At 66.2% G+C, this 23,321-nt stretch carries 24 protein-coding genes; 14 read left to right on the forward strand and 10 right to left on the reverse strand.

The genetic code is table 11. From position 1 onward, the window contains the following. On the reverse strand, window positions 1-381 hold a 381-nt coding region (locus E3O39_RS14630), incomplete at its 3' end, for a hypothetical protein (RefSeq protein WP_134445747.1). A 177-nt stretch (window positions 382-558) separates the two neighbouring features. Further along, a complete protein-coding gene (locus E3O39_RS14635; protein ID WP_241985097.1) occupies window positions 559-1,323 on the reverse strand; it encodes a DeoR/GlpR family DNA-binding transcription regulator in 765 nt (254 codons plus the stop codon). 244 nt (window positions 1,324-1,567) lie between these two features. Between E3O39_RS14635 and E3O39_RS14640 the strand changes: the two genes are divergently transcribed. From E3O39_RS14640 to E3O39_RS14660, 5 genes are all read left to right on the forward strand, one after another. Further along, entirely contained in the window at window positions 1,568-2,473 is a 906-nt protein-coding gene (locus E3O39_RS14640; RefSeq protein ID WP_241985098.1) for a class II fructose-bisphosphate aldolase, read from the forward strand. Window positions 2,474-2,552: 79 nt separating this feature from the next. Next, on the forward strand, window positions 2,553-3,887 hold the full coding sequence (locus tag E3O39_RS14645) for a D-tagatose-bisphosphate aldolase, class II, non-catalytic subunit (RefSeq protein ID WP_134445749.1): 1,335 nt from the start codon (window positions 2,553-2,555) through the stop codon (window positions 3,885-3,887). Then, window positions 3,880-5,082: an SIS domain-containing protein gene (locus tag E3O39_RS14650; RefSeq protein WP_198413447.1), complete on the forward strand. Its 1,203-nt coding sequence runs from the start codon at window positions 3,880-3,882 to the stop codon at window positions 5,080-5,082. Before E3O39_RS14645 ends, E3O39_RS14650 begins: the two co-directional genes overlap by 8 nt. Before the next feature lie 5 nt (window positions 5,083-5,087). Continuing rightward, on the forward strand, window positions 5,088-6,053 hold the full coding sequence (locus E3O39_RS14655) for an N-acetylglucosamine kinase (protein WP_134445751.1): 966 nt from the start codon (window positions 5,088-5,090) through the stop codon (window positions 6,051-6,053). A gap of 101 nt (window positions 6,054-6,154) precedes the next feature. Next, window positions 6,155-7,111 carry a DMT family transporter gene (locus E3O39_RS14660; protein ID WP_198413448.1) on the forward strand — a complete coding sequence of 319 codons (957 nt, stop codon included), beginning with the start codon at window positions 6,155-6,157 and terminating at the stop codon, window positions 7,109-7,111. Window positions 7,112-7,212: 101 nt separating this feature from the next. On the opposite strand, the gene E3O39_RS14665 is transcribed toward E3O39_RS14660, so the two are convergent. Continuing rightward, the gene (locus E3O39_RS14665) at window positions 7,213-8,196 is read right to left on the reverse strand and encodes an alpha/beta hydrolase (RefSeq protein ID WP_134445752.1); all 984 of its coding nucleotides are present in this window, start codon (window positions 8,194-8,196) and stop codon (window positions 7,213-7,215) included. An 89-nt stretch (window positions 8,197-8,285) separates the two neighbouring features. On the opposite strand from E3O39_RS14665, the gene E3O39_RS14670 reads away from it, so the two are divergent. Both E3O39_RS14670 and E3O39_RS14675 read left to right on the forward strand, forming a co-directional pair. Further along, a complete protein-coding gene (locus tag E3O39_RS14670) occupies window positions 8,286-8,858 on the forward strand; it encodes a TetR/AcrR family transcriptional regulator (RefSeq protein WP_134445753.1) in 573 nt (190 codons plus the stop codon). A 73-nt stretch (window positions 8,859-8,931) separates the two neighbouring features. Continuing rightward, the gene (locus tag E3O39_RS14675; RefSeq protein ID WP_134445754.1) at window positions 8,932-10,104 is read left to right on the forward strand and encodes an SGNH/GDSL hydrolase family protein; all 1,173 of its coding nucleotides are present in this window, start codon (window positions 8,932-8,934) and stop codon (window positions 10,102-10,104) included. A gap of 67 nt (window positions 10,105-10,171) precedes the next feature. Here E3O39_RS14675 and E3O39_RS14680 read toward each other — a convergent pair whose 3' ends face one another. Beyond that, window positions 10,172-10,543, reverse strand: a complete 372-nt coding sequence (locus E3O39_RS14680) for a VOC family protein (RefSeq protein ID WP_134445755.1) — start codon at window positions 10,541-10,543, stop codon at window positions 10,172-10,174. 69 nt (window positions 10,544-10,612) lie between these two features. Between E3O39_RS14680 and E3O39_RS14685 the strand changes: the two genes are divergently transcribed. Further along, the gene (locus E3O39_RS14685; protein ID WP_134445756.1) at window positions 10,613-11,089 is read left to right on the forward strand and encodes a MarR family winged helix-turn-helix transcriptional regulator; all 477 of its coding nucleotides are present in this window, start codon (window positions 10,613-10,615) and stop codon (window positions 11,087-11,089) included. Between the two features lie 9 nt (window positions 11,090-11,098). Continuing rightward, a complete protein-coding gene (locus E3O39_RS14690) occupies window positions 11,099-11,968 on the forward strand; it encodes an NYN domain-containing protein (protein WP_134445757.1) in 870 nt (289 codons plus the stop codon). A gap of 45 nt (window positions 11,969-12,013) precedes the next feature. Here E3O39_RS14690 and E3O39_RS14695 read toward each other — a convergent pair whose 3' ends face one another. After that, entirely contained in the window at window positions 12,014-13,222 is a 1,209-nt protein-coding gene (locus E3O39_RS14695; protein ID WP_198413449.1) for a PLP-dependent aspartate aminotransferase family protein, read from the reverse strand. Between the two features lie 203 nt (window positions 13,223-13,425). On the opposite strand from E3O39_RS14695, the gene E3O39_RS14700 reads away from it, so the two are divergent. After that, complete coding sequence (locus E3O39_RS14700) at window positions 13,426-14,841, forward strand: HNH endonuclease signature motif containing protein (RefSeq protein ID WP_166789567.1); 1,416 nt, start codon at window positions 13,426-13,428, stop codon at window positions 14,839-14,841. A gap of 18 nt (window positions 14,842-14,859) precedes the next feature. On the opposite strand, the gene E3O39_RS14705 is transcribed toward E3O39_RS14700, so the two are convergent. Continuing rightward, a complete protein-coding gene (locus tag E3O39_RS14705) occupies window positions 14,860-15,180 on the reverse strand; it encodes a nucleotide pyrophosphohydrolase (protein WP_134445759.1) in 321 nt (106 codons plus the stop codon). Between the two features lie 204 nt (window positions 15,181-15,384). Further along, window positions 15,385-15,744, reverse strand: coding sequence for a VOC family protein (locus tag E3O39_RS14710; RefSeq protein ID WP_134445760.1), 360 nt, complete (start codon window positions 15,742-15,744; stop codon window positions 15,385-15,387). Between the two features lie 48 nt (window positions 15,745-15,792). Between E3O39_RS14710 and E3O39_RS14715 the strand changes: the two genes are divergently transcribed. After that, window positions 15,793-16,377 (forward strand): YdeI family protein, encoded by a 585-nt coding sequence (locus E3O39_RS14715; protein WP_174774605.1) that lies wholly within the window; start codon window positions 15,793-15,795, stop codon window positions 16,375-16,377. Window positions 16,378-16,398: 21 nt separating this feature from the next. Here E3O39_RS14715 and E3O39_RS14720 read toward each other — a convergent pair whose 3' ends face one another. Both E3O39_RS14720 and E3O39_RS14725 read right to left on the reverse strand, forming a co-directional pair. Then, complete coding sequence (locus E3O39_RS14720; protein WP_134445761.1) at window positions 16,399-16,980, reverse strand: TetR/AcrR family transcriptional regulator; 582 nt, start codon at window positions 16,978-16,980, stop codon at window positions 16,399-16,401. A gap of 81 nt (window positions 16,981-17,061) precedes the next feature. Then, a complete protein-coding gene (locus E3O39_RS14725) occupies window positions 17,062-17,292 on the reverse strand; it encodes a hypothetical protein (protein ID WP_134445762.1) in 231 nt (76 codons plus the stop codon). A 140-nt stretch (window positions 17,293-17,432) separates the two neighbouring features. Here E3O39_RS14725 and E3O39_RS14730 point away from each other — a divergent pair, with 140 nt between their 5' ends. Next, complete coding sequence (locus E3O39_RS14730) at window positions 17,433-18,077, forward strand: TetR/AcrR family transcriptional regulator (RefSeq protein WP_134445763.1); 645 nt, start codon at window positions 17,433-17,435, stop codon at window positions 18,075-18,077. After that, window positions 18,074-19,759, forward strand: coding sequence for an MDR family MFS transporter (locus tag E3O39_RS14735; RefSeq protein ID WP_134445764.1), 1,686 nt, complete (start codon window positions 18,074-18,076; stop codon window positions 19,757-19,759). Before E3O39_RS14730 ends, E3O39_RS14735 begins: the two co-directional genes overlap by 4 nt. A gap of 117 nt (window positions 19,760-19,876) precedes the next feature. On the opposite strand, the gene E3O39_RS14740 is transcribed toward E3O39_RS14735, so the two are convergent. Then, window positions 19,877-20,782 carry an ROK family protein gene (locus tag E3O39_RS14740; RefSeq protein ID WP_241975320.1) on the reverse strand — a complete coding sequence of 302 codons (906 nt, stop codon included), beginning with the start codon at window positions 20,780-20,782 and terminating at the stop codon, window positions 19,877-19,879. A gap of 406 nt (window positions 20,783-21,188) precedes the next feature. On the opposite strand from E3O39_RS14740, the gene E3O39_RS14745 reads away from it, so the two are divergent. Next, entirely contained in the window at window positions 21,189-23,318 is a 2,130-nt protein-coding gene (locus E3O39_RS14745; protein ID WP_134445766.1) for an alpha-galactosidase, read from the forward strand. The last annotated feature ends 3 nt before the right edge of the window (window positions 23,319-23,321 follow it).

Genomic DNA, 23,321 nt, shown 5'->3' on the forward strand with positions numbered 1-23,321 from the left:
GCCCATCCGCCAGGCCAGACCCTCCCGGCCGAGCACCCGGGCCCGCCGGTCCACATCCGTCGCCGTGCTCACCCGGGCCGCATCCACCGTCCGACCGATCGCCTCCACGGTGCTCAGCGCCGTGACAGCTTCTGTGTCACTGAGCAGCCCGACCGGGATCGCCACCAGGGCCTCGGCGAGAACCGCCTGCGCCTCGGCGAGCCGGGCGACAGCATCCGCATGAACCGATGGCACCGACCCGGCCAACCCCTCAGCGCCCTCGAAACCCTCAACGACCGCGACCGGATGGGCCAACTCGACGCCCTGGACGCGCTGATCTCCCGCGACCCCTGAACCGGGTGTCTGCGGGGTGTGTGACTGGGGATCGGAAGCTCCTGCCATACCCCGATTCTACCCCAAATCGAACACGAATGCGAGATTTGCTCAGTTAATTAACATGTTTATTATCTAGAATTCAAACGCGATCACTACCGAATCGCCCTGCGCGCACCGGCCTCCCGCCTGCGCGTCAGCCGCGGCCTCTGTTGAAAGCGCAGGTTCTGAGGATCGTACCGTGCCCTACCGACGCACAGCGCTGAGGTCGACGATGTGTACGGTTACCCCGGCGTCTGCGATCAACTGAAGCGCGGCGGGGTCCGCATCGGAATCTGTGACGAAATCGTCGATCTCGCTCAGGTCGGCCATCTTCGCGAGGGTGACCTGTCCGACTTTCGAACCGTCGGCAACGACGATCACACGCTGGGCGTTGGCAACCATGGCGTGATTGGTGCGCGCTTCGGTTTCATCGTGGGTCGTCACACCCCCTGACACGCTGATGCCGTCGGTGCCCAGAACGGCAGTGCCCACGTTGATCGCTTTGAACGTGTTCTCGGACAGCGAGCCGACCGCCTCGAAGGAGCTCTGCCGAACGACGCCTCCCGTCATGATCACCTTGAGCTTCGGGCGTGCCGCGCACTCCAGCGCAATAGTGAGCGAATTCGTCACAATGGTCAGTCCTGACCGATTACTGAGCGCCCTGGCGACCTCGGCCGTCGTGGTCCCCCCACTCAGGGCTATCGCATACGGTCCAGCGGGGATCATTTCCACCGCACGACGCGCGATCAGCTGCTTGGCCTCACGGAACTGGGTATTCCGGAGCCGAACGGGAATTTCGCTGCGGGCGTCCAGGGCACGGGCCCCACCATGCGTCCGCACGAGCAGCCCCTGTTCGTCCAGGTCCGCCAGATCGCGCCGCAGGGTCGCCGCCGAAATACCGAGGGCCTCCGCGAGCGCGGACTGCGACATGCTCGTCTGTTCATGGAGGAGCGACAGCACGAGGCGCATCCGCTCGGAGCGCTTGCCCGAGACCGCACGAGGAGTGGATGAGTACGAGCCGTTCTGGAGCATGAGACGCCTTACCGAAATTGAAACGCGCAGTATTTCTGTCCACTTTAGCAGGAAAATTGCGCGCTCCGCGCACTCTGGCGCAGGATCAAGCCATGGCCATCGTGATGGTGCAGTGCACGGATGGTGTCGAGCCGACATCGCCCGAATCGCACTCCATCACTGCCGGGAGGAGCTCGTCATCTTGCTCGCCACAACTCGCGATCTCATCGACCACTTCGGCGCAGGCAACCGTGCCGTTCTCGCCTTCAACGTGATCACCCTCGAGCACGCCGAAGCCATCGCGATCGGAGTGGAGCGCGCCAATACCGGCGCGATTCTCCAGGTGAGCGAGAACGCGATCCGGTTCCACAACGGCAGGATCTCGCCGATCATCGCGGCCTGCGCGAAGATCGCCGCCGAGTCCTCCGCGCCCATCTCCATTCATCTCGACCATTTCCAGGACCTTGCGCTCACCGAACACGCCATCGATCTGGCGAACGATCTCGGCGTGAGCTCGATCATGGTCGATGCCGCTCATCTCCCCCACGACCAGAACGTTCGCCAGACCCGCGAACTGGCTCGGCGCGCCCACGCCCGCGGCCTCTGGGTCGAGGCTGAGCTGGGCGAAATCGGCGGCAAAGACGGCGCACACTCTCCGCTCGCACGCACCCAGCCCGATGAGGCGCGTGACTTCGTCGCGCAAACCACCGTTGACGGGCTCGCCGTTGCGGTCGGCAGTTCACACGCGATGACGTCACAGGTTGCCGAGCTCGACCTCGCGCTCATCGCCCAACTTGCCGGAATCGTGCCCGTCCCCCTCGTCCTCCACGGCTCCTCCGGCGTCAGCGACACGACGCTCGTCGCCGCCATCGCCGCCGGAATGCGCAAGATCAACGTCGGAACGGCACTGAACATCGCATTCACGGGCGGCGTCCGGCGGTTCCTTGCCACCAACCCGGATGTCACCGATCCGCGCACGTACATTCGCGACGGCTGCGAGTCCATCTCCCGCACCGTCACGCACCTGTGCACCGTGCTCGACGCGGCAGCGGCGCACAACCCCACCACCTCGGATTCAGCCCTCCTCACCGGGCTGGGTACCCGCTGACCCATCCACCCCCGAGACCCATCGATCGAACCACCCCGCCCCGAACAACGGGACGCCCGTGGGACTGCAAAGGAGCACAATGGTTAATCAACTCTGGAACACGGTACGTCGGCATAAGGCGGGTGAAACCGTCGGAATCTATTCAGTATGCTCGGCGCACCCGACCGTGCTCGAGGCTGCCATCCGCCAGGCGGATGCCGACGGAACCTACGTTCTCATCGAGGCCACATCCAACCAGGTCGACCAGTTCGGCGGGTACACCGGCATGCGTCCGGCCGACTTCCGTGATCTGGTCTACTCGATCGCCGACAGGGTCGGCTTCGCCAGGGACCGCCTTGTCCTCGGTGGCGACCACCTCGGTCCCAACCGATGGCAGAACCTCAGCGCTGACGAGGCCATGGCGAATGCCGACGCCCTCGTCACGGCATACGTCGAAGCCGGCTATACCAAGATCCACCTGGACTGCAGCATGTCCTGCGCCGGGGATCCCGTGCCGGTCGGCGACGACCTCGCGGCCGATCGCTCAGCACGGCTGTTGCGGGTTGCCGAGGATACAGCCACGCGCGCCGGTCTCCCGAGCGACATCCTGTACGTGATCGGCACAGAGGTCCCTGTACCGGGAGGCGCGCACGAGACCCTCGGCACCCTGACTGCGACATCCGCCGTGGCGGCACGAGCGACCCTCGACCGACACCGCGCCGCATTCGAGAAGGTCGGCCTCACCGACATCTGGCCACGCATCATCGCGCTCGTCGTGCAGCCCGCCGTGGAATTCGACCACCTGCAGGTCATCGACTACCACCGCGAAGGGACCGTGCAGCTGCGGACCGTCCTGAACGACGAGCCGGGACTGGTGTTCGAGGCCCACTCCACCGACTACCAGGAGACGGGCCGGCTCGCCGAACTCGTCGAAGACCACTGGGCGATCCTCAAGGTCGGACCCGGACTGACGTTCGCGATGCGGGAAGCCCTCTTCGCCCTCGCGAAGATCGAAGACGAGCTCGTGCCGGTCGCGGATCGCTCCGCACTCGTCGAGGTCATCGAACGGCGGATGCTCGCCCGTCCGGACTATTGGGCGGGTTACTACGAGGGCACGGCCCAGCAGCAGCGCCTTGCCCGCCGGTTCAGCTACAGCGACCGGCTGCGCTACTACTGGCCGGACCCGGAGATCGAAGCCGCCGAGAACCGCCTCTACGACAACCTCTCCGCCCTGCAGATTCCGCTTCCCCTGATCAGCCAGTTCCTTCCCGAGCAATACGCCAGGGTGCGGGCCGGGAGCCTTGCTCCCGAACCGCGCGAGCTCGTCGTGGACAAGATCCGCGACGCCCTGCGCCCATATGCCTTCGCCTGTTTCCCGACGGTCCGCGACCGTTCCACGACAACCACAACCATCCAGGGAGCACTCCTTGTCTAACCCCACCGCCACATCCACCCCAGCCGCATCGGCGACCATCGGCCACGCCGCAGGCCCCGGGTCTGAAGCCACCGTCCGCGAGATCGCCCAGCAACCGGATGTCTGGCGCGAGGCCTCGGCGAACATCGCCGCCCAGCGCACCGACATCGATGCCTTCCTCGCACCCCTCCTCTCCCAATCCGACTTGCGCATCGTTCTCACGGGAGCAGGGACATCCGCCTTCGTCGGCGACATCGCGGCACCGGCACTGTCGCGACTCCTCGGCCGCCGCGTTGACGCCGTGGCCACGACGGACATCGTCTCGAATCCCCGGGAGAGCTTCGCCGAAGACGTTCCCACCCTGCTCGTCTCCTTCGCCCGCTCGGGCAACAGCCCGGAGAGCAGCGCCGCAACGGTCCTCGCCGACCAGGTGCTCACCGACGTCAGCCACCTGATTCTGACCTGCAACGAAGACGGGAACCTCTTCACGGACCATCAGGGACGCGCACACTCGAAGGTCGTGCTGATGCCGCGTCGCTCCAACGACGAAGGCTTCGCAATGACGTCGAGCTTCACGTCGATGCTCCTGTCAAGTCTCCTGATCCTCGGCGGCGCGAACGACGACGCCGTTGCCGCCCTTTCCACGGCCGCAACGCAGATCATCGACTGCCGCCAGCCCGAGATCCGCGCACTGGCAGAGGCCGGCTACGAACGCATCGTCTACATCGGCAGCGGGCCACTGACCGGCCTCGCCCGCGAATCAGCCCTCAAGGTCCTCGAACTGACGGCCGGTGCGATTGTCACCTACTACGACTCGTCCCTCGGCTTCCGCCACGGCCCCAAGGCCGTCCTCGATGAGACCACGCTCGCCCTGGTCTACGTGTCTTCCGACCCCTATACCCGCGAGTATGACCTCGACATCATCGCCGAACTGCGCACAGCGCTCAGCCCCGAACGCGTCGTCGCGATCTCCTCCCTGCCACTGCCGGCAGCCGACGGCCATTCGTGGATCCTCTCGGACCTCGCGGGCCTGGATGACGCGTTCCTGGCCGTCGGCTACATCGTCATCGCGCAGCTTCTGGGGCTCTCGTTCTCCCTCACGCTCGGCGCCACCCCCGACAACCCGTTCCCGGGCGGAACCGTCAACCGCGTCGTCAAGGGCGTGCACATCCACCCGCTGTCCGCGTCCGCGGGCACCCTCACGAACGCGAGCTGAGAGCCATGTCATTCTTCCTCGGGGTTGACGGCGGCGGCTCAAAAACCGCCTTCGTCCTCCTCAACGACTCCGGACACATCGTCGCGGAAACACAGACACCGAGTTGCTATTACTTCAGCGAGGGCATCGAGCTCGTCGGCCGAATCCTCACCCAGGGCATCGACACGATCACCGCCCAGGCCGGAATCGAGACGAAGGACATTGACCAGGCCTTCTTCGGGCTCCCGGGATACGGCGAGGTCAGCTCTGATATCGAACGACTGAACGCCGTGCCCCGCGCGGTGCTCGGGCACGACCGCTACACGTGCGACAACGACATGGTGTGCGGCTGGGCCGGATCCCTCGGTGCCGTCGACGGGATCAACGTGATCAGCGGAACCGGCTCGATGACCTACGGAGAACGTGCAGGCCATGGCCACCGGGTCGGCGGCTGGAGCGAGCTCTTCGGCGACGAAGGCTCCGCGTACTGGATCGCGATCCGCGGTCTCAACGCCTTCACCCGGATGAGCGACGGCCGGCTCCCCCGCGGCCCCCTCTACGACGTCGTCAAGGCCCGTGCCGACGTGAACAGCGATCTCGACCTGATCGACGTCGTCGTGAATCGGTGGAAGGGACAGCGAGGGGCGATCGCCGACCTCTCCAAGACCGTCGTCGAAGCCGCCGCCCAGGGCGACCTCATCGCCGCGCAGATCCTCACGGATGCCTGCGCCGAGCTGGCCAGGATCGTCGACACGACGCGCACGGAGCTCGGTTTCGGCGACGACGACACGGTCCCCGTGTCCTATTCGGGAGGCATGTTCACGGCCGCCGCCGTCCGCAGCGGATTCGAAGAGGCGCTTTCGGCACTGCCGCCGAAATACGAGTTACGCACTCCGCTGTTCGGCCCCGCCGTCGGCGCAGCGCTCTACGCCGCGAAGAAGGCGGGCACCCCGCTGTCCGAAGCCGCGCTGGCGCAACTCCGGTCCCACTGACCTCACCCGCACCACGCACTACGCACTACGCACCACGCACCACCACGCACGTCCCCCTGAGTAAGTCCAAGCAAGTAACAGATGTCAACGAGGAGATCATTGTGAAGAAAACGCAGAGTTGGATATTTTACGCAGCACTATTGGTGCTGTTCTGGGGAGTCTGGGGCGCATTCTCGTCCCTCCCCATCACCCTCTACGGGTACCCGGATGAAATGGTCTACGTGATCTGGGCCGTCGTGATGATCATCCCGGCAGTCTTCGCGCTCCGCGGCAAGACGTTCGACCGCCGCCCGAAGGCCGCCATGTACGGTCTCCTCATCGGCCTGACCGGGGCCGGCGGCCAGCTGCTCCTGTTCAACGCCCTGTCGTCCGGTCCCGCATACCTGATCTTCCCGATCATCTCCATTTCGCCGGCCATCACCGTTCTCATGGCCGTGGCGTTCCTCCGCGAGCGCCTGCCCAAGGTCGCCGTCATCGGCTTGGTCGCGGCACTGGCCGCCATCGTTCTCTTCAGCGTCGCCGGCGGCTCAGGGGACGCCACATCCGGTCCTTGGCTGGTTATCGCCATCTTCGTCTGCATTGCGTGGGGCGTGCAGGCCTTCTTCATGCGGAAGGCGGCGACCATCGGAGTGAACGACGCGACGACCTTCGCCTGGATGGCCATCAGCGGCCTGATCCTCACTCCGTTTGCGATCATGGCGATGGGCGGCCTCCCGCTCGACGTCCCCTGGCAGGCGCCCGCATTGACCGCCGCCACCCAGCTCCTCAATGCGGTCGGCGCGTTGTTCCTCGTCATGGCACTGAGCCGAGGCAAGGCATCCATCGTGGCGCCCACGACGAACGCCCTCGCCCCCGTTCTCACGATCGTGGTGTCGCTCGTCGGCTACCAGACGCTGCCGACCATTTTCGGAACGATCGCGATTGTCCTGGCGCTCGTCGGCTCGACCCTCATGGTCTACAGCGACGAACGACGTGGGGAGGCGCTGCCGCCCGCTCTGCTCGAGAACGAGGACAGCGCGCCGAAGAAGACCCACGAGCCCGCAGACACCGTGGGGTAGCAGGCACAGCGGGTTAGCCGGCACGGTCACTGCCAGCTCCGCACCGGCCCGCCCGCACGCGTCTCGAACATCGAGAAGCGTGCGGGCGGGCCATCGTCGTCCTAGTGGTCGAAGGCGTTCACGAAGTCGACGCTCGCCGCCGAAATTTCGGCGCGCGCGGCATCCTGGGAGATGGACTGCTCGCCATCCCCGGACTGCGGCCCGTAGTCGCCGAAGAACGCGTGCACGCCGCCCTCGATCACGAGGTATCGCGCATCCGCAGGCAGCGACGCTTTCGACGCGCTGATCTTGTCCGGAGTCGCCAGACCGTCGTTCGTACCGGAGATCGACAGCACGCCGGCGCCCAGCGCGCTCAGGTCGTTCGCGGGATATGAGGCGAAGAACAACAACCCGACAACCGGGTCTGTCGACGCACCGGCGAAAGACTGGGCATCCATCGCCGCGACCGTCCCGCCGAGAGAGTGCCCGCCGACGACCCAACGTTCAACCGGCGGATGCGCGGCGCGCGCCGACCCGAATGCTCCCGTCGAGAGGAACGCAATCCCGAACGGCTGCTTGGGGATGACGACCACGTGCCCGGCCGCGGCGAGCGGGCGCAGCACGGCCGCGTATGCGCGAGCGTCGACTCGCGCGCCGGGCTGGAAGAACACCCCGACCTCGCTCACGGCCCCCGTGGGCTGCAGCACGATCTGGTCGGCCGTCTCGGTCACGGTCACGCTCGTGTCGGAGTCCATGGCGGACAGGGCCGGCTCAACGGCCGATGACGGCACGAGCCACCAGGCCAGCGCGATCACTCCGAGCGACAGCGCAACGAGGACACCCCGGATACCCGTGCGCCCGCGATGCCGGACCGTACGCGTGAGCCAGGAGCGCAGCGCAACCGTCAGGCTGACGGCAAACGTGAGGACGAGGAGGACCAGGTAGGCCGGATGTCCGTGCACAAGCATCGACCCGGTCGACAGTGCCGCCCAGGCGGTGACGATCACGCCGAGCGTCGCCACGACGCGGCCAGCCCAGAAGAAGGCCATGTCGGCTCGACCGGCTGTCGGCTCGACCGCCGACCGGATTCTGCGCGTGTCGCTCATGGGGAAATTATCCCAGCGGCGCTCATCGCGAATCTACCTAAATGTATTAGGCAAAACCGATGTAGCATTAGCAAAATGGAAAGCTTCTCATGGCACGCGCAGGACTGACCGCGGAACGCCTGACCCAGGCGGGCGCTGAACTCGCCGACGAGGTCGGATTCGACCAGGTCACGCTCTCGGCACTGGCCAGGCATTTCGACGTCAAGGTCGCGAGCCTGTACTCCCACGTCACTAACTCGCACGATCTCAAGACCAGGATCGCCCTGCTCGCGCTGCAGGAACTCGCTGACCGGGCAGCGGATGCCGTGGCCGGCCGGGCAGGCAAGGATGCCCTGGTCGCGCTCGGCAACGTCTACCGCGACTATGCCCGCGAACATCCCGGGCGTTACGCCGCCATGCACTTTCGGCTCGACCGGGAGACCGCGATCGCCAGCGCCGGCGTCCGCCACTCCGCGATGACCCGCGCAATCCTGCGCGGATACGACCTGACGGAACCGGACCAGACGCATGCCGTCCGACTGCTCGGCAGCGTCTTCCATGGCTTTGCGACCCTCGAGCTGGAGGGCGGTTTCAGCAACAGTTCCCCCGACTCCCAGGAGTCCTGGACTCGCACCCTGGACGCCCTCGACGCCCTGTTACGTGCCTGGCCGGCGCCCGAATAACGCCAGAACGCCACGCGTCCGGTACCCGCACCACGACTCCCACCTCGCAAATCCCCGATCAGAAAGTTCACAGATGTCCTCCCAGCACGACTGGATCACCACGCCCATCACCCCCGGCCTCCTCCGCGGCGCGCTCGATCTGGAACAGACCGTCCACGGCGTGCTCCCGCACCGCCTGCCCGCGTGGGCTCGCGCCCACGCCGACCCGCAGCTGGCCGCCATGGAAGCCCAGCCCTCCGGGGTCCGGCTGGCCTTCAGCACCCGAGCAACCGACCTCGAACTCGACGTACTGCCCACCAAGCTGGTCTACCTCGGCGCCCCGCCGCGCCCGATCGGCGTGTACCAACTCCTCGTGGACGGGAAGCTCGCCGGTCAGGCCATCGCGACGACCGGCATCACCGTCACCGTGGACATGACCACAGGCGCCACCACGAACCACCTCGGCCCCGTCAGCACCCTCCGCTTCACCGGCCTGCCGGATCACCTCAAGAACATCGAGATCTGGCTCCCGCACAACGAACGAACCGAGCTCGTCGCCCTCCGCTCCAACGGGCCCATCGAACCCGCGCCTGCGACAGGCAACCGGGTCTGGCTGCACCACGGCAGCTCGATCAGCCACGGCTCCAACGCCGCCAATCCCACCGAGACCTGGCCGGCGCTTGCCGCTTCGAGTGGCCATTTCGATCTGGTGAACCTCGGCTTCGGCGGCAGCGCGCTGCTCGACCCCTTCATCGCCCGCACCATGCGCGACACCCCCGCCGACCTGATCAGCGTCAAGATCGGCATCAATCTGGTCAATCTCGACCTGATGCGCCTGCGCGCCTTCGCCCCAGCCGTGCACGGCTTCCTCGACACCATCCGCGACGGTCACCCCACAACACCGCTGCTGCTGGTCTCGCCCCTCCTCTGCCCCATCCACGAGGACACACCCGGGCCCGGCGCCTTCGACCTCGCCGCCCTGGCCTCCGGTCGTCTGAAGTTCGTGGCCACCGGGGACCCGGCCGAAGCGTCCGCCGGAAAGCTGACGCTCACGGTGATCCGGGCGGAGCTCGCGCGTATCGCGCAGCAGCGGGCGGCCACAGATCCGAACCTGCACTACCTCGACGGCCTCGACCTCTACGGCACCGCGGACTTCGCCGAGCATCCGTTGCCCGACCACCTCCACCCGGATGCCGCGACGCACCACCGCATCGGCGAGCGCTTCGCCGGGCTCGCCTTCGGACCCGGAGGCCCCTTCGCCGCCTGACGACTCCGAATGGGTACCGGTCAATACAGTCGCACCGGTCTGGCGAGCCCGGCTGGCGTCTTCCTCATCAGACCTGGTCGTGGATGGTGACGACGTAGCCATCCGGGTCGCTGAATGAGAAGGTGAGACCGAACGGGCCGGGGGCAGGGGCGCTGACGATCCGGACTCCAGCTTCGACCAGGACGTCGTGCACAGCCTGGGAGTCATCGGCGTGCAACCAGAGCGCAACTCCCGCACCGGCCCACGGGCGCACGGCATCGAGGTCGAACCCCGGCATCGGTTCCCGAACGGCGAAGGCGATCGGCTCGGTGGCGAAGACAACAGCGTGGGGCGGGCTCACGGGCGCGCGCCGCAGCCCGAGCAGCGTCTCGTAGAAGTTCGCCGACCGCTCGAGGTCGCTCACCTGCAGGGCTAGAAAATCGGGTCCAGTGACAGTCATGGTTTCTTCTCCTCGTCGAATCCCGCGTGTCAGGATCCTTACATGACTATTGTGTGTCAGGATGCTGACATGAGTCAAGAGGAGAAGGTCGGCGATCTGGCCGAGTCGGTGGGTTATCTGCTCAAGCAGGCAGCGACGGCCCTGCACGCCTCGATGGACGCGGTTCTGCGCCCGCAGGGCCTGACTGTGTCGCAGTATTCGGTGCTTGAGCTACTCGGCCACGAGCCGGAGCAATCGAACGCCGATCTGGCCCGCGGGGCGTTCGTCACGCGCCAATCGATGAACGAGGTACTGCGCGGTCTTCAGGAGCGCGGTCTGGTCGCGCGCGCCGATGTCGCCGAACACGGCCGGGCGCGGCCGACGCGCCTCACCCCGGCCGGCCACGCGGCGCTGGCGGGCGCGAGTGCGGCGGTCGCCCGTGTCGAGAAACGGATGCTGTCCCCCCTGTCCCCCGCGGAGCATGCTGGACTTCTCGCTCAGCTCGTCGCCTGCCGGGATGCCCTCACCGGTGAAGACGCTCCCACCGGTGAAGACGCCGCGCGGTAGCGTTGAAGCATGGCTGAACTGTCCGAGACACGTGTCGCCGTCTACATCGATTTCGACAACATCATCATTTCCCAATACGACAATGTGCATGGTCGTGGAGCCTTCATCAAAGAGAAGGCCCGCACCGCCACCGGCAAGACCGCGGATCGGCTCCAGGAAGCCACGGTCAACATCGGCGCCGTCCTCGACTTCGCTTCGTCTTTCGGAGCCGTCGCAATCAGCCGGGCCTATGCGGACTGGGCCGCGCCCGCGAACACCCGGTACCAGAAGCAGCTCGTCGACCGCGCGGTCGACCTCGTACAGCTTTTCAACACCTCCGGAACCAAGAACGGTGCGGACATCCGCCTCGCGATCGATGTTGTTGAAGACCTCTTCCGGCTGCAGGACATCTCGCACGTTGTGATCGTCGCCGGTGACTCCGACTACATCCCGCTCGCCCAAAGCGCACGGCGCCTGGGCCGCACGGTCATCGGGATCGGTGTGCAGGGTTCGACCAGTGCGGCGTTCAAGAACGCCTGCGACGAGTTCTCGTACTACCACGACCTCGTTGAAGACCTCGGGGAGGACCTCGGGGAGGACCTCGTCGAGGACATTCCGCACTCCACTCCGACAGTGGCCGTCGAGCCGCCGGCGCCGGACCTCGCGAAGGAGGCCCGCAAACTCCTCATGCGCGCCCTGCGCGGGCGGGCGAATGACGACGTCGACGGCTGGATGGCAGCATCCGCTCTCAAGCAGCAGATGAAGCGCCTCGACCCCGGGTTCGATGAGAAGAAGATCGGCTTCAAGTCGTTCACGGACTTCCTGAAGGCCCAGCGTTCCATTGCGGAGTTGCAGGAGGACGGTCAGGCCCGCCGCGCGCGGTTGCGCAACCGGGCCTGACGTTCGCTGCGGCTGCGACCGTGGCTGTGGCCGTGGCTGTGACGCCTACGCGAACGTGGCGTCGAGAGCCGCGCGCAGGTCGGCGATCAGGTCGAGAGGATCCTCGAGCCCGACCGAGAATCGAAGATGCCCGAACTCGCGGAACGGCGCCGGGTACGCAGCGACCCGCGGTCCGCTCGTGCCGACATGAACGATCAGCGACTCGTCATGACCGAGCGAGACGGCCGAGGTGATCACCCGGAGCTGGGAGACGAAGCGATTCTGGGTTTCCGGATCGCCCGCGACGGCGAACGCGAGCATCGCGCCATAGCCCCGACCGGCGAACTGTCGCGCGGCGAGCTCATGCTGCGGGTGGCTCGCGAGCCCGGGGAAAGCGACGAACGCGATCCGCGGGTCGGAGTCGAGGAACTCGGCGACCAACTGGGCCGACTCGAAATGCTGCCGGAGACGAAGCGGCAGCGTCACCGACCCGCGAGTGATCAACCACGCGTTGAACGGCGAGATCACTCCGCCCACGTCGACCATCGCATCCGATTTGATGCGCTGGATCAGCTCGCGGGAGCCGATCACCGCGCCGCCCATCGCGTCGCCGTGCCCATTGATGTACTTCGTCAGGGAATGGACGACCAGGTCGGCGCCGTCCGCGAGAGGTCGATAGAACGGAGGCGGAGTGAAGGTGGAGTCCACAACGAGCAGCGCGCCCGCCCGATGGGCGATCGCCGCCAGGGCCTCGATGTCGGCAACCCGGGTCGTCGGATTGGCGATCGCCTCCGTGTGCACGAGTCGCGTATTCGGTCGAATCGCCGCAGCGACCGCGGCCAGATCGCTGATATCGACGAACGTGGCCTCGATTCCGTACTTGTCGGGAAGCAGCTCCGTGAACAACCGCCACGTCGCCTCGTAGCTGACATCGGCGACCACGACGTGATCCCCGGAGCGCAGATACGTGAAGAACACCGCGTGAAGCGCCGCGACACCCGACGCCAGCACGACGGCGTCCTCGCCACCGTCCAGGGCAGCGAGCTTCGCCTGCAGTCCCAGTTGGTTGACTCCCGAGTTCCGGGTGTAGAGCGGCACGTCCGTGCCCGACCAGCTCACCGACGACGGGTCCTCCGGCAATGCATAGGAGTTCGCCATCACGATCGGGGTGCGGATCGCACCCGACCCCGCATCGACCGTATTGCCCGCATGCACGGCCAGTGTCGAGTCTTTCAAGGACAGTGGATCATGCCTGTCGGGACGCGTGTTCACCATGGCCCCACGCTACGGGAACAACGCGGACTCCTGTGTTTCATGTCGTTGGAATCCGCTGAGCTCGCCACAGACCAGGCCGACCCGTAGCGGCGGATTGTGGTGCCCCCTCCTCAACAAATGCTTTCTGACCGGGTTATCCACAGGTGATTTGTGGGCGTGCGGATGCCGGTGGAATGTCGGTGGTCCTCCGTAGAGTGACCGATATGACAGCTGAAGAATCCTCAACAGTTCGCTTAGAAAGCACGGCGGAACCCCCGCCCGGGACCCCTCCCGACTCGCACCTGAACCCCCGGCATCTGAGCCTTGTGGAGCAGCCCCTCGCCGATTTCTATGACGCAATCCGGGATGCGGACCGGGAAATCAATCAGGCCACCGCTCGCCGGGCCGCCGCGATCTACACCGCCCAACGGGTGCTCGCCGACGTCGGCCGGGGCCGGGCGGACGCCGCAGTGCGGGCGGGCGGCCCGCGCCCGCCGTGGTCGCCGGAGGAAGCCACGAAGGAGGAGTTCACGTGCGAGGTCGGCGCCCTGCTGCGGCTGCCGCGGCGGACGGCGGAGACCCTGATCGAAGCCAGCCGCACCCTCGCCGAAGACCTCCCGGCAACCCGGGACGCTCTGGCCTCCGGGGTGATCAGCTACCGGCACGCGCAAGTCATCATGGAGCAGGCCTGGGGCATCCGAGTCGATGATGACCCGGAAGCGGCCGCCCGGGCGCGGGCCGTGTTCGAGGAGGTCCTCGTGCCCGACGCGGAAGTGCTGACCGTGGCGAAGCTCGCCGACCGGGCCCGAAGGGTGCGGGAACGCACCCACCCGGAAACCATCACCGCCCGGCACCAGAAAAGCGTCGAGGACCGGCATGTGGTGTTCCAGGCCCTCAACGACGGCATGGCGTCGCTGTACCTGACCGGGGATGCCGAGAAGGTGCAGGCGGCCTACCACCGCACCCTCGACACGGCGCTGACCCTGCAGGGCCCGGAGGAAACCCGCACGCTGACCCAGCTGGCGGCGGACGTCCTCACCGACGTCCTGATCGGCGGGGTCACCCCGGACGGACTCGGTGCCGGGGTGGCCGCGCAGGTCAACGTCACCGTTCCCGTGCTGACCCTGCTGGGGAAGAGCGAGGAGCCCGGGTATCTGGCCGGGTACGGACCCATCGACCCCGACACCGCGAGGCGTCTCGCGGCGGGTGCGCCGAGCTTCACCCGGCTGCTCACCCACCCGGAAACCGGCGTCGTGCTCTCGATGGGACGCGACACCTACAAACCGCCCGCGGCTTTGAAGAAGTGGCTCGAGGTGCGCGATGAAACCTGCACCTTCCCGGGCTGCCGGCNCCACAGTGTGGAGTGGCAGCACGGCGGGGAGACCGACGCGATGAACCTCGCCCACCTCTGCCCGTATCACCACGCGGTGAAGAGCTACACCCGGTGGACGCCGAGACACCTCGGCGACGGCCGCATCGAATGGACCTCCCCGGCCGGGTACAGCTACATCGTCGAACCCTCCGCGGATATGAGACCACCCCGGAAACCCAAACCCGCACCGAAACCACCGGTCCCGTTCGTGGATGTCTGGAACCTGGATCCCACACACGAAGACCCCGACGACTCCACCCCGTTCTAAAGAGCTAGGCGTCTAGTCTCACAGGGCGTCATACTTCGTGCTTCGCCCCCGCGACTTGTCCACCGGATACTTCTCCCGCGTCAGTGCGAGCTTGTCGAGAATGATCTGGTTCGGATCAGCGCCGATCCGCTCGGCAAGAAGGAGGCAATAGGTCAGCACATCGGCCAATTCCTCCCGTACGCGCTCGGGGCTCGCCTCGGCATCCCACTGAAAGCACTCCAGCAACTCGGCCGCCTCGATGGAGATGCTCTTCGCGAGGTTCTCCGGCGTGTGGAACTGCGCCCAGTCGCGCTCGGCAACGAATGCCGCGATCTCGTCGCCGACGGAAAATTCGTTCATGTCGTCAACGTATCAGCCCCCCGCGAACCGATTTCGTTCTCGCTCTCGACTGCACTGGCCCGTCGTTCCGGCTAAATGACAACGACGAGCTTGCACCGCGGACACCGATGGCACGACTCGAGACCCTCAGCCGTGTCCACGCCGTCGGCGAGCATCTCGATGCCACACACGGGACACAGTGGGCCGTCCCCGTCGAGCTCCCACTCAGTCATGCGCGGCGGCCGGTCTGACCACGCACCACTCGTTGCCCTCGGGGTCCTGCAGCACCTGGAACGATCCGGCGATATCGTGATGCGCCTCACCGATCCGGCGCGCTCCGAGCTGTTCGGCCTGGTCCGTCGCCGCCGCAATATCGTCGACACGCACGTCGAGATGCAGCCGGTTCTTCACGGTCTTGGCCTCGGGTACTTTCTGGAACGACAGTTGCGTCCAGCCAGGAGGCAGGATGTACCACCAGGCTGTGTCCCGCCCGCGTGGTTCGCCGCCGAGTACGCTCGCCCAGAACGTCGCGAGCGCCTTGGGGTCCCTGCAGTCGATGACGACCTCATCAATGTGTCCGATCACTCCTCGATCCTATTCAGCGAGATCCGGGTGATCTCTACGATGGGAGCCATGGCGGAAAACTCGGGCAAGCCCATCCTGTTGTTCGCCACCGTGCGGGACTGGGAAGCCTGGCTCGAGGAGAACATCGATCACGCCGGCATCCGCTTGCAGCTCGTGAAGAAGAACTCCTCCGCACCGGGCATCGGCTACGACGAGGCACTCACGGTGGCGCTGTGCTTCGGCTGGATCGATGGGCAGGCCGGCACCCACGACGATGACTATTTTCTACGCGCCTTCACCCCGCGCAGACCCCGGAGCATGTGGTCCCAGCGCAACCGGGACCTCGTCGAACAACTGATCGAAGCCGGGCGGATGCGACCGACCGGGTTCGCGGAAATCGAGCGTGCCCAGGCCGACGGACGATGGGAAGCCGCCTACCGCCAGAAGGACAGTCCGGTCCCCGATGACCTCAAGTCCGCCCTCGACGCCAGCCCATTGGCCGCGGACCTGTTCTCGAGGCTCTCATCGCAGAACCGCTTTGCCATTCTCTTCCGCATCAGCGGTGTGAAGCGACCCGCGACCCGCGCTGCAAACATCGCCAAGTTCGTCTCCATGCTCGAACGCGGGGAGACGATCTACCCGCAGAAGCTCTGATTCAGCTGCAGCCTGCTGCGGCTAGAGAGCTGGCGCCACCGCGGACCGGACGAACACCAGGGTTCGCTCAGTGACCACGGGCAGCGAGGCGCCCGATTCGATCGCGGCCATGGCCGCCTGGAGCACGCCCCCGAGCAGACGGGCCGTGATGTTGAGCTCAGGCACCTCGAGCTCGCGCAGCGCCTCGATGAAGGGTGCCGCCTGTTCGCGGTGCAACGCGGATAGGCGCGCCAGGCATTCTGCAGGCAGCTGGGCTGCGGCGAGCGCCGCCACCGGCCGATGCACGCCCTCCGCCGCCAACCGCAACGTCACCCGGACGTAGACGTCGAGCCGTTCCGACGCAGACGTGACCGAGTCCAAAGCCGATTGGAGTTCCGCATTGGCCCGCGGGAAGGCATCCTCGATCACGGCGACCAGGACGTCCGCACCGGAGGAGAAGTACTCGTAGACGCTGGGACGAGACAATCCGGCCGCAGCACCGACGGCTGCAGGAGTGACGGCACTGACTCCCCCGGCGATCAGGAGCTCCCTCGCAGCGTGGAGGAGGGCTGCACGCTGGCGAACGCGATGCTCGGCAACGGTCGGAGCAGTGATCTTGGGCATACCCGTCCTCTCGCTCGGCACCTCGTCACTGTCCAGACTACGAGGTCTGCCCCGGGGCTAAGGATGCAGCGCGCCCGCAGGTCAGCGATCGTCCGGCGCCGGAATCGGCACCGTACGGTCCGCCTGCGCCTGCACCTCGACGTAGGTGTCGTGCGCGGTGCCGTGGAACGCCTCATCGTAGGCGGCCATCGCTCCCGCAATACCCGCACCCGTAGCACCGCGTCGCCGCGCACGGGCGGCGAGCGCGATCAGACTCGCGAGTACGGCAGCGATCCCGCCGATCACTGCGACGACCGAGAGTAGTTCAGGCATGCCTCCAGCGTAGAACCAACACGTGCCGGCGCAGTGGGCAGTCTCCGCCGCGTGCGGCACCCTGCGAGACTCCTGTGACTTTTTGCGTTGCACGCAATAATGCAACCGCGCAGTGTTACGCATTGTGCAATAATGCATTCATGAACAATTCTTCCGGCCTCGGGCTCCGCGAGCGCAAGCGTGCGCGGACTTCCGAGGTCATCCACATCGCGGCGGCAGAGCTCGCGCTCGAACGCGGGCTCGACGCCGCGACCATCGAAATGATCAGCGACCGGGCCGGCGTGTCCACCCGCACGTTCTTCAACTACTTCCCGACCAAGGAAGATGCCGTCCTGGGCATTGACGAGGTCGCCGTGTCGGCCGAGCTCGACAGAGTGCGCGGATGCGACGAGGATGTCTTCCTCGCCCTGTTCGATCTGATCACCGCACTGTTCGAAGCCACAGGCGGCGGAATCAAGTCCGACCTCAAGCGCGACGTCATCCGCAAATACCCGCGCCTGATGACCCGCCAGATGGTGCGCGTCGCCGAGCTCGAAGACCGCCTCAGTGCGATCATCGCCGGTTGGCTGGCGAAGGACGCACGCTTCGCAGAACAGAGCGAGGCCGAGCACCTCGACGAGGCCCGCATCATCCTCGGCGTCTCCCTCGCCACCGTGCGAATCACCATGAAGAAATGGGCGAGCGATCCGGATCCGACCACCGGGCCACCGGCATCCGCTGCCCCCCGAGAAACCTACGAGCGCGCCATCGCGACGCTCAGAACCGTACTGGAGAAACTCACATGACGACCGTCCTCACCCGACCCAAGCAAGCAGAGGAGGCAGGTGTTCCGTCGACCCGCAGCGTGCTGCTCGTCTTCGCCGGCCTGATGGTGGCGATGCTCCTGTCGTCGCTCGACCAGACCATTTTCAGCACCGCGCTGCCGACCATCGTCGGCGAGCTCAACGGCGTCGAACACATGCTCTGGGTCACCACCGCATACATCCTCGCCTCGACCATCGTGATGCCCGTCTACGGCAAGCTCGGTGACCTCGTCGGCCGCAAGTGGCTGTTCGTCGGGGCGATCTCGATCTTCCTGGTGGGCAGCGTCATGGGCGGACTCGCCGACTCCATGGGCACCCTCATCGCCGGCCGCGCCGTTCAGGGCCTCGGTGGCGGCGGGCTGATGATCCTCGCGCTCGCCATCATCGCCGACGTCGTTCCCGCCCGCCAGCGTGGCAAGTACTCCGGCATCATGGGCGCCGTCTTCGCCGTCTCAAGCGTCGCGGGCCCGTTGCTCGGCGGCTACTTCACCGACGGTCCCGGCTGGCGCTGGGCGTTCTGGATGAACCTCCCCCTCGGACTCATCGCGATCGCCTCCGCCGTCTTCTTCCTGAAGCTGCCCCAGCGCGAGTACAGCAAGCCCCGCATCGACTACGCGGGCATGATCGTCCTCGCCCTCGCCGCGACCAGCCTGGTGCTCTTCACGACCTGGGGCGGCAATACCTATGACTGGGATTCGCCCGTCATCATCGGCCTGATCGTGGCGACGGTTGTGCTCGCCGGTCTCTTCGTGTTCATCGAGAACCGGGCAGCAGAACCCGTCATCCCGCTGAAGCTGTTCAAGAACCGCAACTTCAACCTCACCACCTCGGCCGGCCTCATCACCGGTGTCGCCATGTTCGGGGCGCTGGCCTACATGCCGACCTACCTGCAGATGGTCACCGGCGTCGGTGCCACGGATGCCGGCCTGCTCATGATCCCGATGATGGGTGCCCTGCTCATCTCGTCGATCGGTTCCGGCCAGATCGTGTCCCGTACCGGCAAGTACAAGGTCATCCCGATCATCGGCATGTTCGTCACCGCCCTGGGCCTGTTCCTGCTCTCCACCCTGACGGCGACCACCTATATCTGGATCATGTGCGCCTTCCTCGCCGTGATGGGCTTCGGACTCGGCCTCTCGATGCAGATCCTGACCCTGGTCGTGCAGAACTCGTTCCCGCGGGCCATCGTCGGAACCGCGACGAGCTCGAACAACTTCTTCCGCCAGATCGGCTCGTCCCTGGGCGCGGCGATCGTCGGCAGCCTGTTCGTCTCTCGGCTGACCGACATCCTCTCGGCGAACCTGCCGGCCGGCGGCACGGGCAGCACCGGAACCAACTCACTCACCCCGGCGCTCGTCGCCGCCCTGCCCGAAGCCGCCCGTACGATCATCGTCAACGCCTACAACGACGCGCTCGCCCCGATCTTCCTGTTCATGGTGCCGCTCGTTCTGGTCGCCGCCGTGCTGCTGATGTTCGTCGTCGAGAAGCCGCTCGCCACCCACATCGACGAGGCGGAAGGCGAACAGTCGCTCAACAAGGAGATGCTCGACGAGTCGCTCTCCGTGGGCGCCAACCCGACAGCGGAGCCGGTCCTCTCGGTACGCACCGGGTTGATCCGGGTCGTCGACACGAACGAGGGTTCCGGCAGGCGGACCCGCCTTTAGCCCTGGGCCACACTCCGGGGTTGCGAGCCCTTCGTACCGCCCGCTTCTCGGGACGGGCGAGGGGCTCGCGCGTGTGCGGTGACGCGAGAGCGCGAGCCCCGCATCAACCGGTCCGATTCAGGCGAAGGATGCCTGGATAGCGACGGCCGCCGCTCCCCGCGCCCAGGCCGTGAATCCGGAGCGGTCGACGAGGATGCGCACCGGTACGGCGTCCGGGTCGCGATCGGCACGCGACGCCTCAAGGATGCGCGGCAGCTGCCGATCGGCAAGGCCGACGCCCTCGCCGGACAACACGATGGTTTGAACCATGGCGAGATTGGCGGTCGCCGCAATCAGGCGACCGAGCGACCGGGCCGCTGACCCGACGACCTGCGCAGCAACCGGGTCCCCCGCATCCGCCAGATCGAGGAGCTCGGTGTAGCCGACATCGCGTGCCAGCCCGACGCGGGCGCTGGCCGTCATGCTCGGAATCGACAGCATGGCGGTCGAACACCCGCGATGCCCCTCTGCACAGAGTGGGCCCGTGGGATCGAGGGGAAAATGCCCGCCCAGGCCCAGGCCGGTGTCACTGTTGACAACCGGTCGGTCGTGAATGACAAGCCCATAGCCGACCCCCGCACCGATGGTCAGCACCGCGAAGTCTTCTATTCCCTTGGCGATCCCGAACCAGTGCTCGGCCGCCGTGAGCGCAACGACGTCGTTTTCCACGACCACCGGGACGCCCAGTGCGTCGTGGAGCAGTCCACCCAGATCGACACCCTTCCAACCGAGGAACGGTGCCCGCTCCACCCAGCGCGACCGGCCCACCTGGCCTCCGACCGTCACGCCAATCGCCGTCACACCGTCCATTCCACCGACCTCCACCGTGGCCCGCACGATGTCCGCAACGACCTGGGATGGCTCATGGCCGCTGAGCTCGATGACGCATTCGGCTCCGAGGTTTGCCCGGAGATCGGTGGCCACGGCGAAGACCTCTCCGGCGGTGAGCTTGACGCCGATGAAACGCTGGGAATCGACACTCACATCGAGAGGCCGTACGGGACGACCGATCGACCGTTCGATCGTTTCGGGAGCATCGACCAGGAGCCCCTCATCCAACAGAGGCTTACTCAGGCGCGTGAGCGTGGCCGGCGAAAGCCCGAGCCTGCGGCCCAGTTCACTCCGCGTGATGGGGCCATGAATGAGTACTTCCCGTGCCAGGTCCCGCGCGGGCCCAGTGAGGGCGTCACTCCGATGCGCAGTCGTCACCGCGCCCTCCGCTCAGAATATGCAGCCGTCTCAACCGGCTCGTTATTTCCATTATGAATCATAATGACCGGCATTTTCACTCCCAAATGGCCCCAATCAGAGACCCGATGTCGAATGACTCCAACCACTGTGCCGGAAACTCGATCTTGACACTACGTTATTTCCACTATAGAAATAACACATGCACCACGACAGCACTGTCCTTCACCTCCGCAATGGCGGTACCAGCGTCATCCTCGATTTCGACGGTGGCGGATTCCCTGCCGTTGTGCACTGGGGCGAAGACCAGGGTGACCTCTCCGCCGACGAGGCCCAGGCGATCGTCGTGGCTTCCCTTCCGCAACGGGTCTCCGGTGGCCTCGATGAGCCCGCGCGCCTGACGGTGCTGCCTCAGGAGTCTGAGGGCTGGCAGGGCACTCCTGGTCTTCGCGGTAGCCGGCATGGACGCTCGTTCTCTCCGAATTTCTGCGTGACGGGGATGGAGAGCGGCCCGTCCGAGCTCGTCCTGCTGGCGATCGACGCCGATGCCGGTCTGACACTTCGTCTCGGGTTGGACATCGACTCAGCGGGTGTACTGAGCCAGGTGCTCACGCTGACCAACGCCGGCCTCGACGACTACCAGCTCGAAGACCTCTGCCTCACCGTTCCTCTGCCGGGCACGGCCGCGGAAATCCTCGATATGAGCGGCCGGCACCTGCGGGAACGCACTCCGCAACGGCACTCGTTCACCATCGGACGGCACGAACGTGAAAGCCGAAAGGGGAGGCCGGGTGCCGATGCCACTCTGCTGCTGTGCGCAGGAGCCCCCGGCTTCGGGTTTGAAGCCGGGCTGGTGCACGCGGTCCATCTCGCATGGAGCGGCAACCACCGGCTTGCCGCCGAAAGACTCGTCACCGGGTCGGTCTTCCTCCAGGCCGGCGAGCTCCTCGCGCCCGGTGAAATTCAGCTGGGTCCAGGACAGAGCTACACCACTCCCACGGTCATCGCCTCCTGGGGCCACGGCCTCAACGAACTGAGTGGGCGCATCCACTCGCGGCTCCGCGCCCGCCCTACGCATCCAGCCATCCCACGTCCGGTCACCCTCAATACCTGGGAGGCCGTCTACTTCGACCACGACCTCGATCGCCTGCTCGGGCTCGCGGATGCCGCCGCCCGGGTCGGCGTGGAACGGTACGTGCTCGACGATGGCTGGTTCCGCGGTCGTCGCGACGACACGAGCGGACTGGGTGACTGGTACGTCGACGACGACGTCTGGCCAGATGGGCTCTCCCCGCTCATCGAACGAGTGACAGGACTCGGCATGCAGTTCGGGCTGTGGGTGGAGCCGGAGATGGTCAATCCCGATTCCGAACTCGCGCGAGCCCACCCGGAATGGATCCTGCAGCCCGGGGGCCGTTTCCCGGTTGAGGGGCGTCAACAACAGGTCCTCGATCTGTCGCACCCGGATGCTTACGGCTACATTCTCGAGCGGCTCGATGCCCTCCTGTCCGAATACCCGATTCGGTACCTGAAGTGGGATCACAACCGGGACCTCGTCGACGCGGGAAGCACCCGCACCGGCCGGGCCGCGGTGCACGAGAACGTCGTCGCCCTCTACGACCTGCTCGACGAACTGAAGGCGCGTCATCCCGGGTTGGAGATCGAGAGCTGCGCCTCAGGCGGAGCCCGCGTCGATCTCGGCATTCTCGACCATACCGATCGCATCTGGACGAGTGACTGCATCGATCCGATCGAACGACTGACGATCCAGAAGTACACGGGCCTCCTGGTGCCCTATGAACTGATGGGTGCCCACATCGGCGGCCCGGTGTCACACTCCACGGGGCGCCGGCACGATCTCTCGCTCCGGGCCGGCGTGGCCGTCCTCGGCCACCTGGGCATCGAGTGGGACATCACCACCCTCACCGAATCGGAGTCCGCTGAGCTGGCCGTCTGGATCGACCTGTACAAGTCTCGTCGCCACCTGTTCCACACCGGCACCGCCGTCCACGTCGACCACCCGGATCCGGCCGTCGACCTCCGGGGCGTGGTGTCCTCCGATCAGCGCACCGCACTCTTCGTCTTCACCCAGGTGCGCGCGAGCTCCTTCTACCCGGTCGGTCCGCTCCGGTTCGCCGGTCTCGACGACGAGTCCCGCTATCAGGTCCGAATGCTCGTCGAATCATCCACCGGCCCGGACGCCGGCCAGTCGCCCCTGTCCTGGTCCCACCAGCCGCTGACCCTCACGGGACGGGCCCTGCGCACCATCGGCGTGCACGGACCGGTCCTCTTTCCCGAACACCTCGTCATCATCGAGATCACTTCCGCCTGAGGC

Source organism: Cryobacterium sp. MDB2-A-1, from assembly GCF_004402675.1.
GTDB lineage: Bacteria > Actinomycetota > Actinomycetes > Actinomycetales > Microbacteriaceae > Cryobacterium > Cryobacterium glucosi.

Coding starts and splice junctions, on each gene's coding strand:
- E3O39_RS14745 (WP_134445766.1), top strand. CDS start 21,189: ATGCACCACGACAGCACTGTCCTTCACCTCCGCAATGGCGGTACCAGC.
- E3O39_RS14685 (WP_134445756.1), top strand. CDS start 10,613: ATGAGTCAAGAGGAGAAGGTCGGCGATCTGGCCGAGTCGGTGGGTTAT.
- E3O39_RS14670 (WP_134445753.1), top strand. CDS start 8,286: ATGGCACGCGCAGGACTGACCGCGGAACGCCTGACCCAGGCGGGCGCT.
- E3O39_RS14675 (WP_134445754.1), top strand. CDS start 8,932: ATGTCCTCCCAGCACGACTGGATCACCACGCCCATCACCCCCGGCCTC.
- E3O39_RS14705 (WP_134445759.1), bottom strand. CDS start 15,180: ATGAACGAATTTTCCGTCGGCGACGAGATCGCGGCATTCGTTGCCGAG.
- E3O39_RS14735 (WP_134445764.1), top strand. CDS start 18,074: ATGACGACCGTCCTCACCCGACCCAAGCAAGCAGAGGAGGCAGGTGTT.
- E3O39_RS14655 (WP_134445751.1), top strand. CDS start 5,088: ATGTCATTCTTCCTCGGGGTTGACGGCGGCGGCTCAAAAACCGCCTTC.
- E3O39_RS14695 (WP_198413449.1), bottom strand. CDS start 13,222: ATGGTGAACACGCGTCCCGACAGGCATGATCCACTGTCCTTGAAAGAC.
- E3O39_RS14665 (WP_134445752.1), bottom strand. CDS start 8,196: ATGAGCGACACGCGCAGAATCCGGTCGGCGGTCGAGCCGACAGCCGGT.
- E3O39_RS14645 (WP_134445749.1), top strand. CDS start 2,553: ATGGTTAATCAACTCTGGAACACGGTACGTCGGCATAAGGCGGGTGAA.
- E3O39_RS14730 (WP_134445763.1), top strand. CDS start 17,433: ATGAACAATTCTTCCGGCCTCGGGCTCCGCGAGCGCAAGCGTGCGCGG.
- E3O39_RS14720 (WP_134445761.1), bottom strand. CDS start 16,980: ATGCCCAAGATCACTGCTCCGACCGTTGCCGAGCATCGCGTTCGCCAG.
- E3O39_RS14715 (WP_174774605.1), top strand. CDS start 15,793: ATGGCGGAAAACTCGGGCAAGCCCATCCTGTTGTTCGCCACCGTGCGG.
- E3O39_RS14690 (WP_134445757.1), top strand. CDS start 11,099: ATGGCTGAACTGTCCGAGACACGTGTCGCCGTCTACATCGATTTCGAC.
- E3O39_RS14725 (WP_134445762.1), bottom strand. CDS start 17,292: ATGCCTGAACTACTCTCGGTCGTCGCAGTGATCGGCGGGATCGCTGCC.
- E3O39_RS14680 (WP_134445755.1), bottom strand. CDS start 10,543: ATGACTGTCACTGGACCCGATTTTCTAGCCCTGCAGGTGAGCGACCTC.
- E3O39_RS14635 (WP_241985097.1), bottom strand. CDS start 1,323: ATGCGCCTCGTGCTGTCGCTCCTCCATGAACAGACGAGCATGTCGCAG.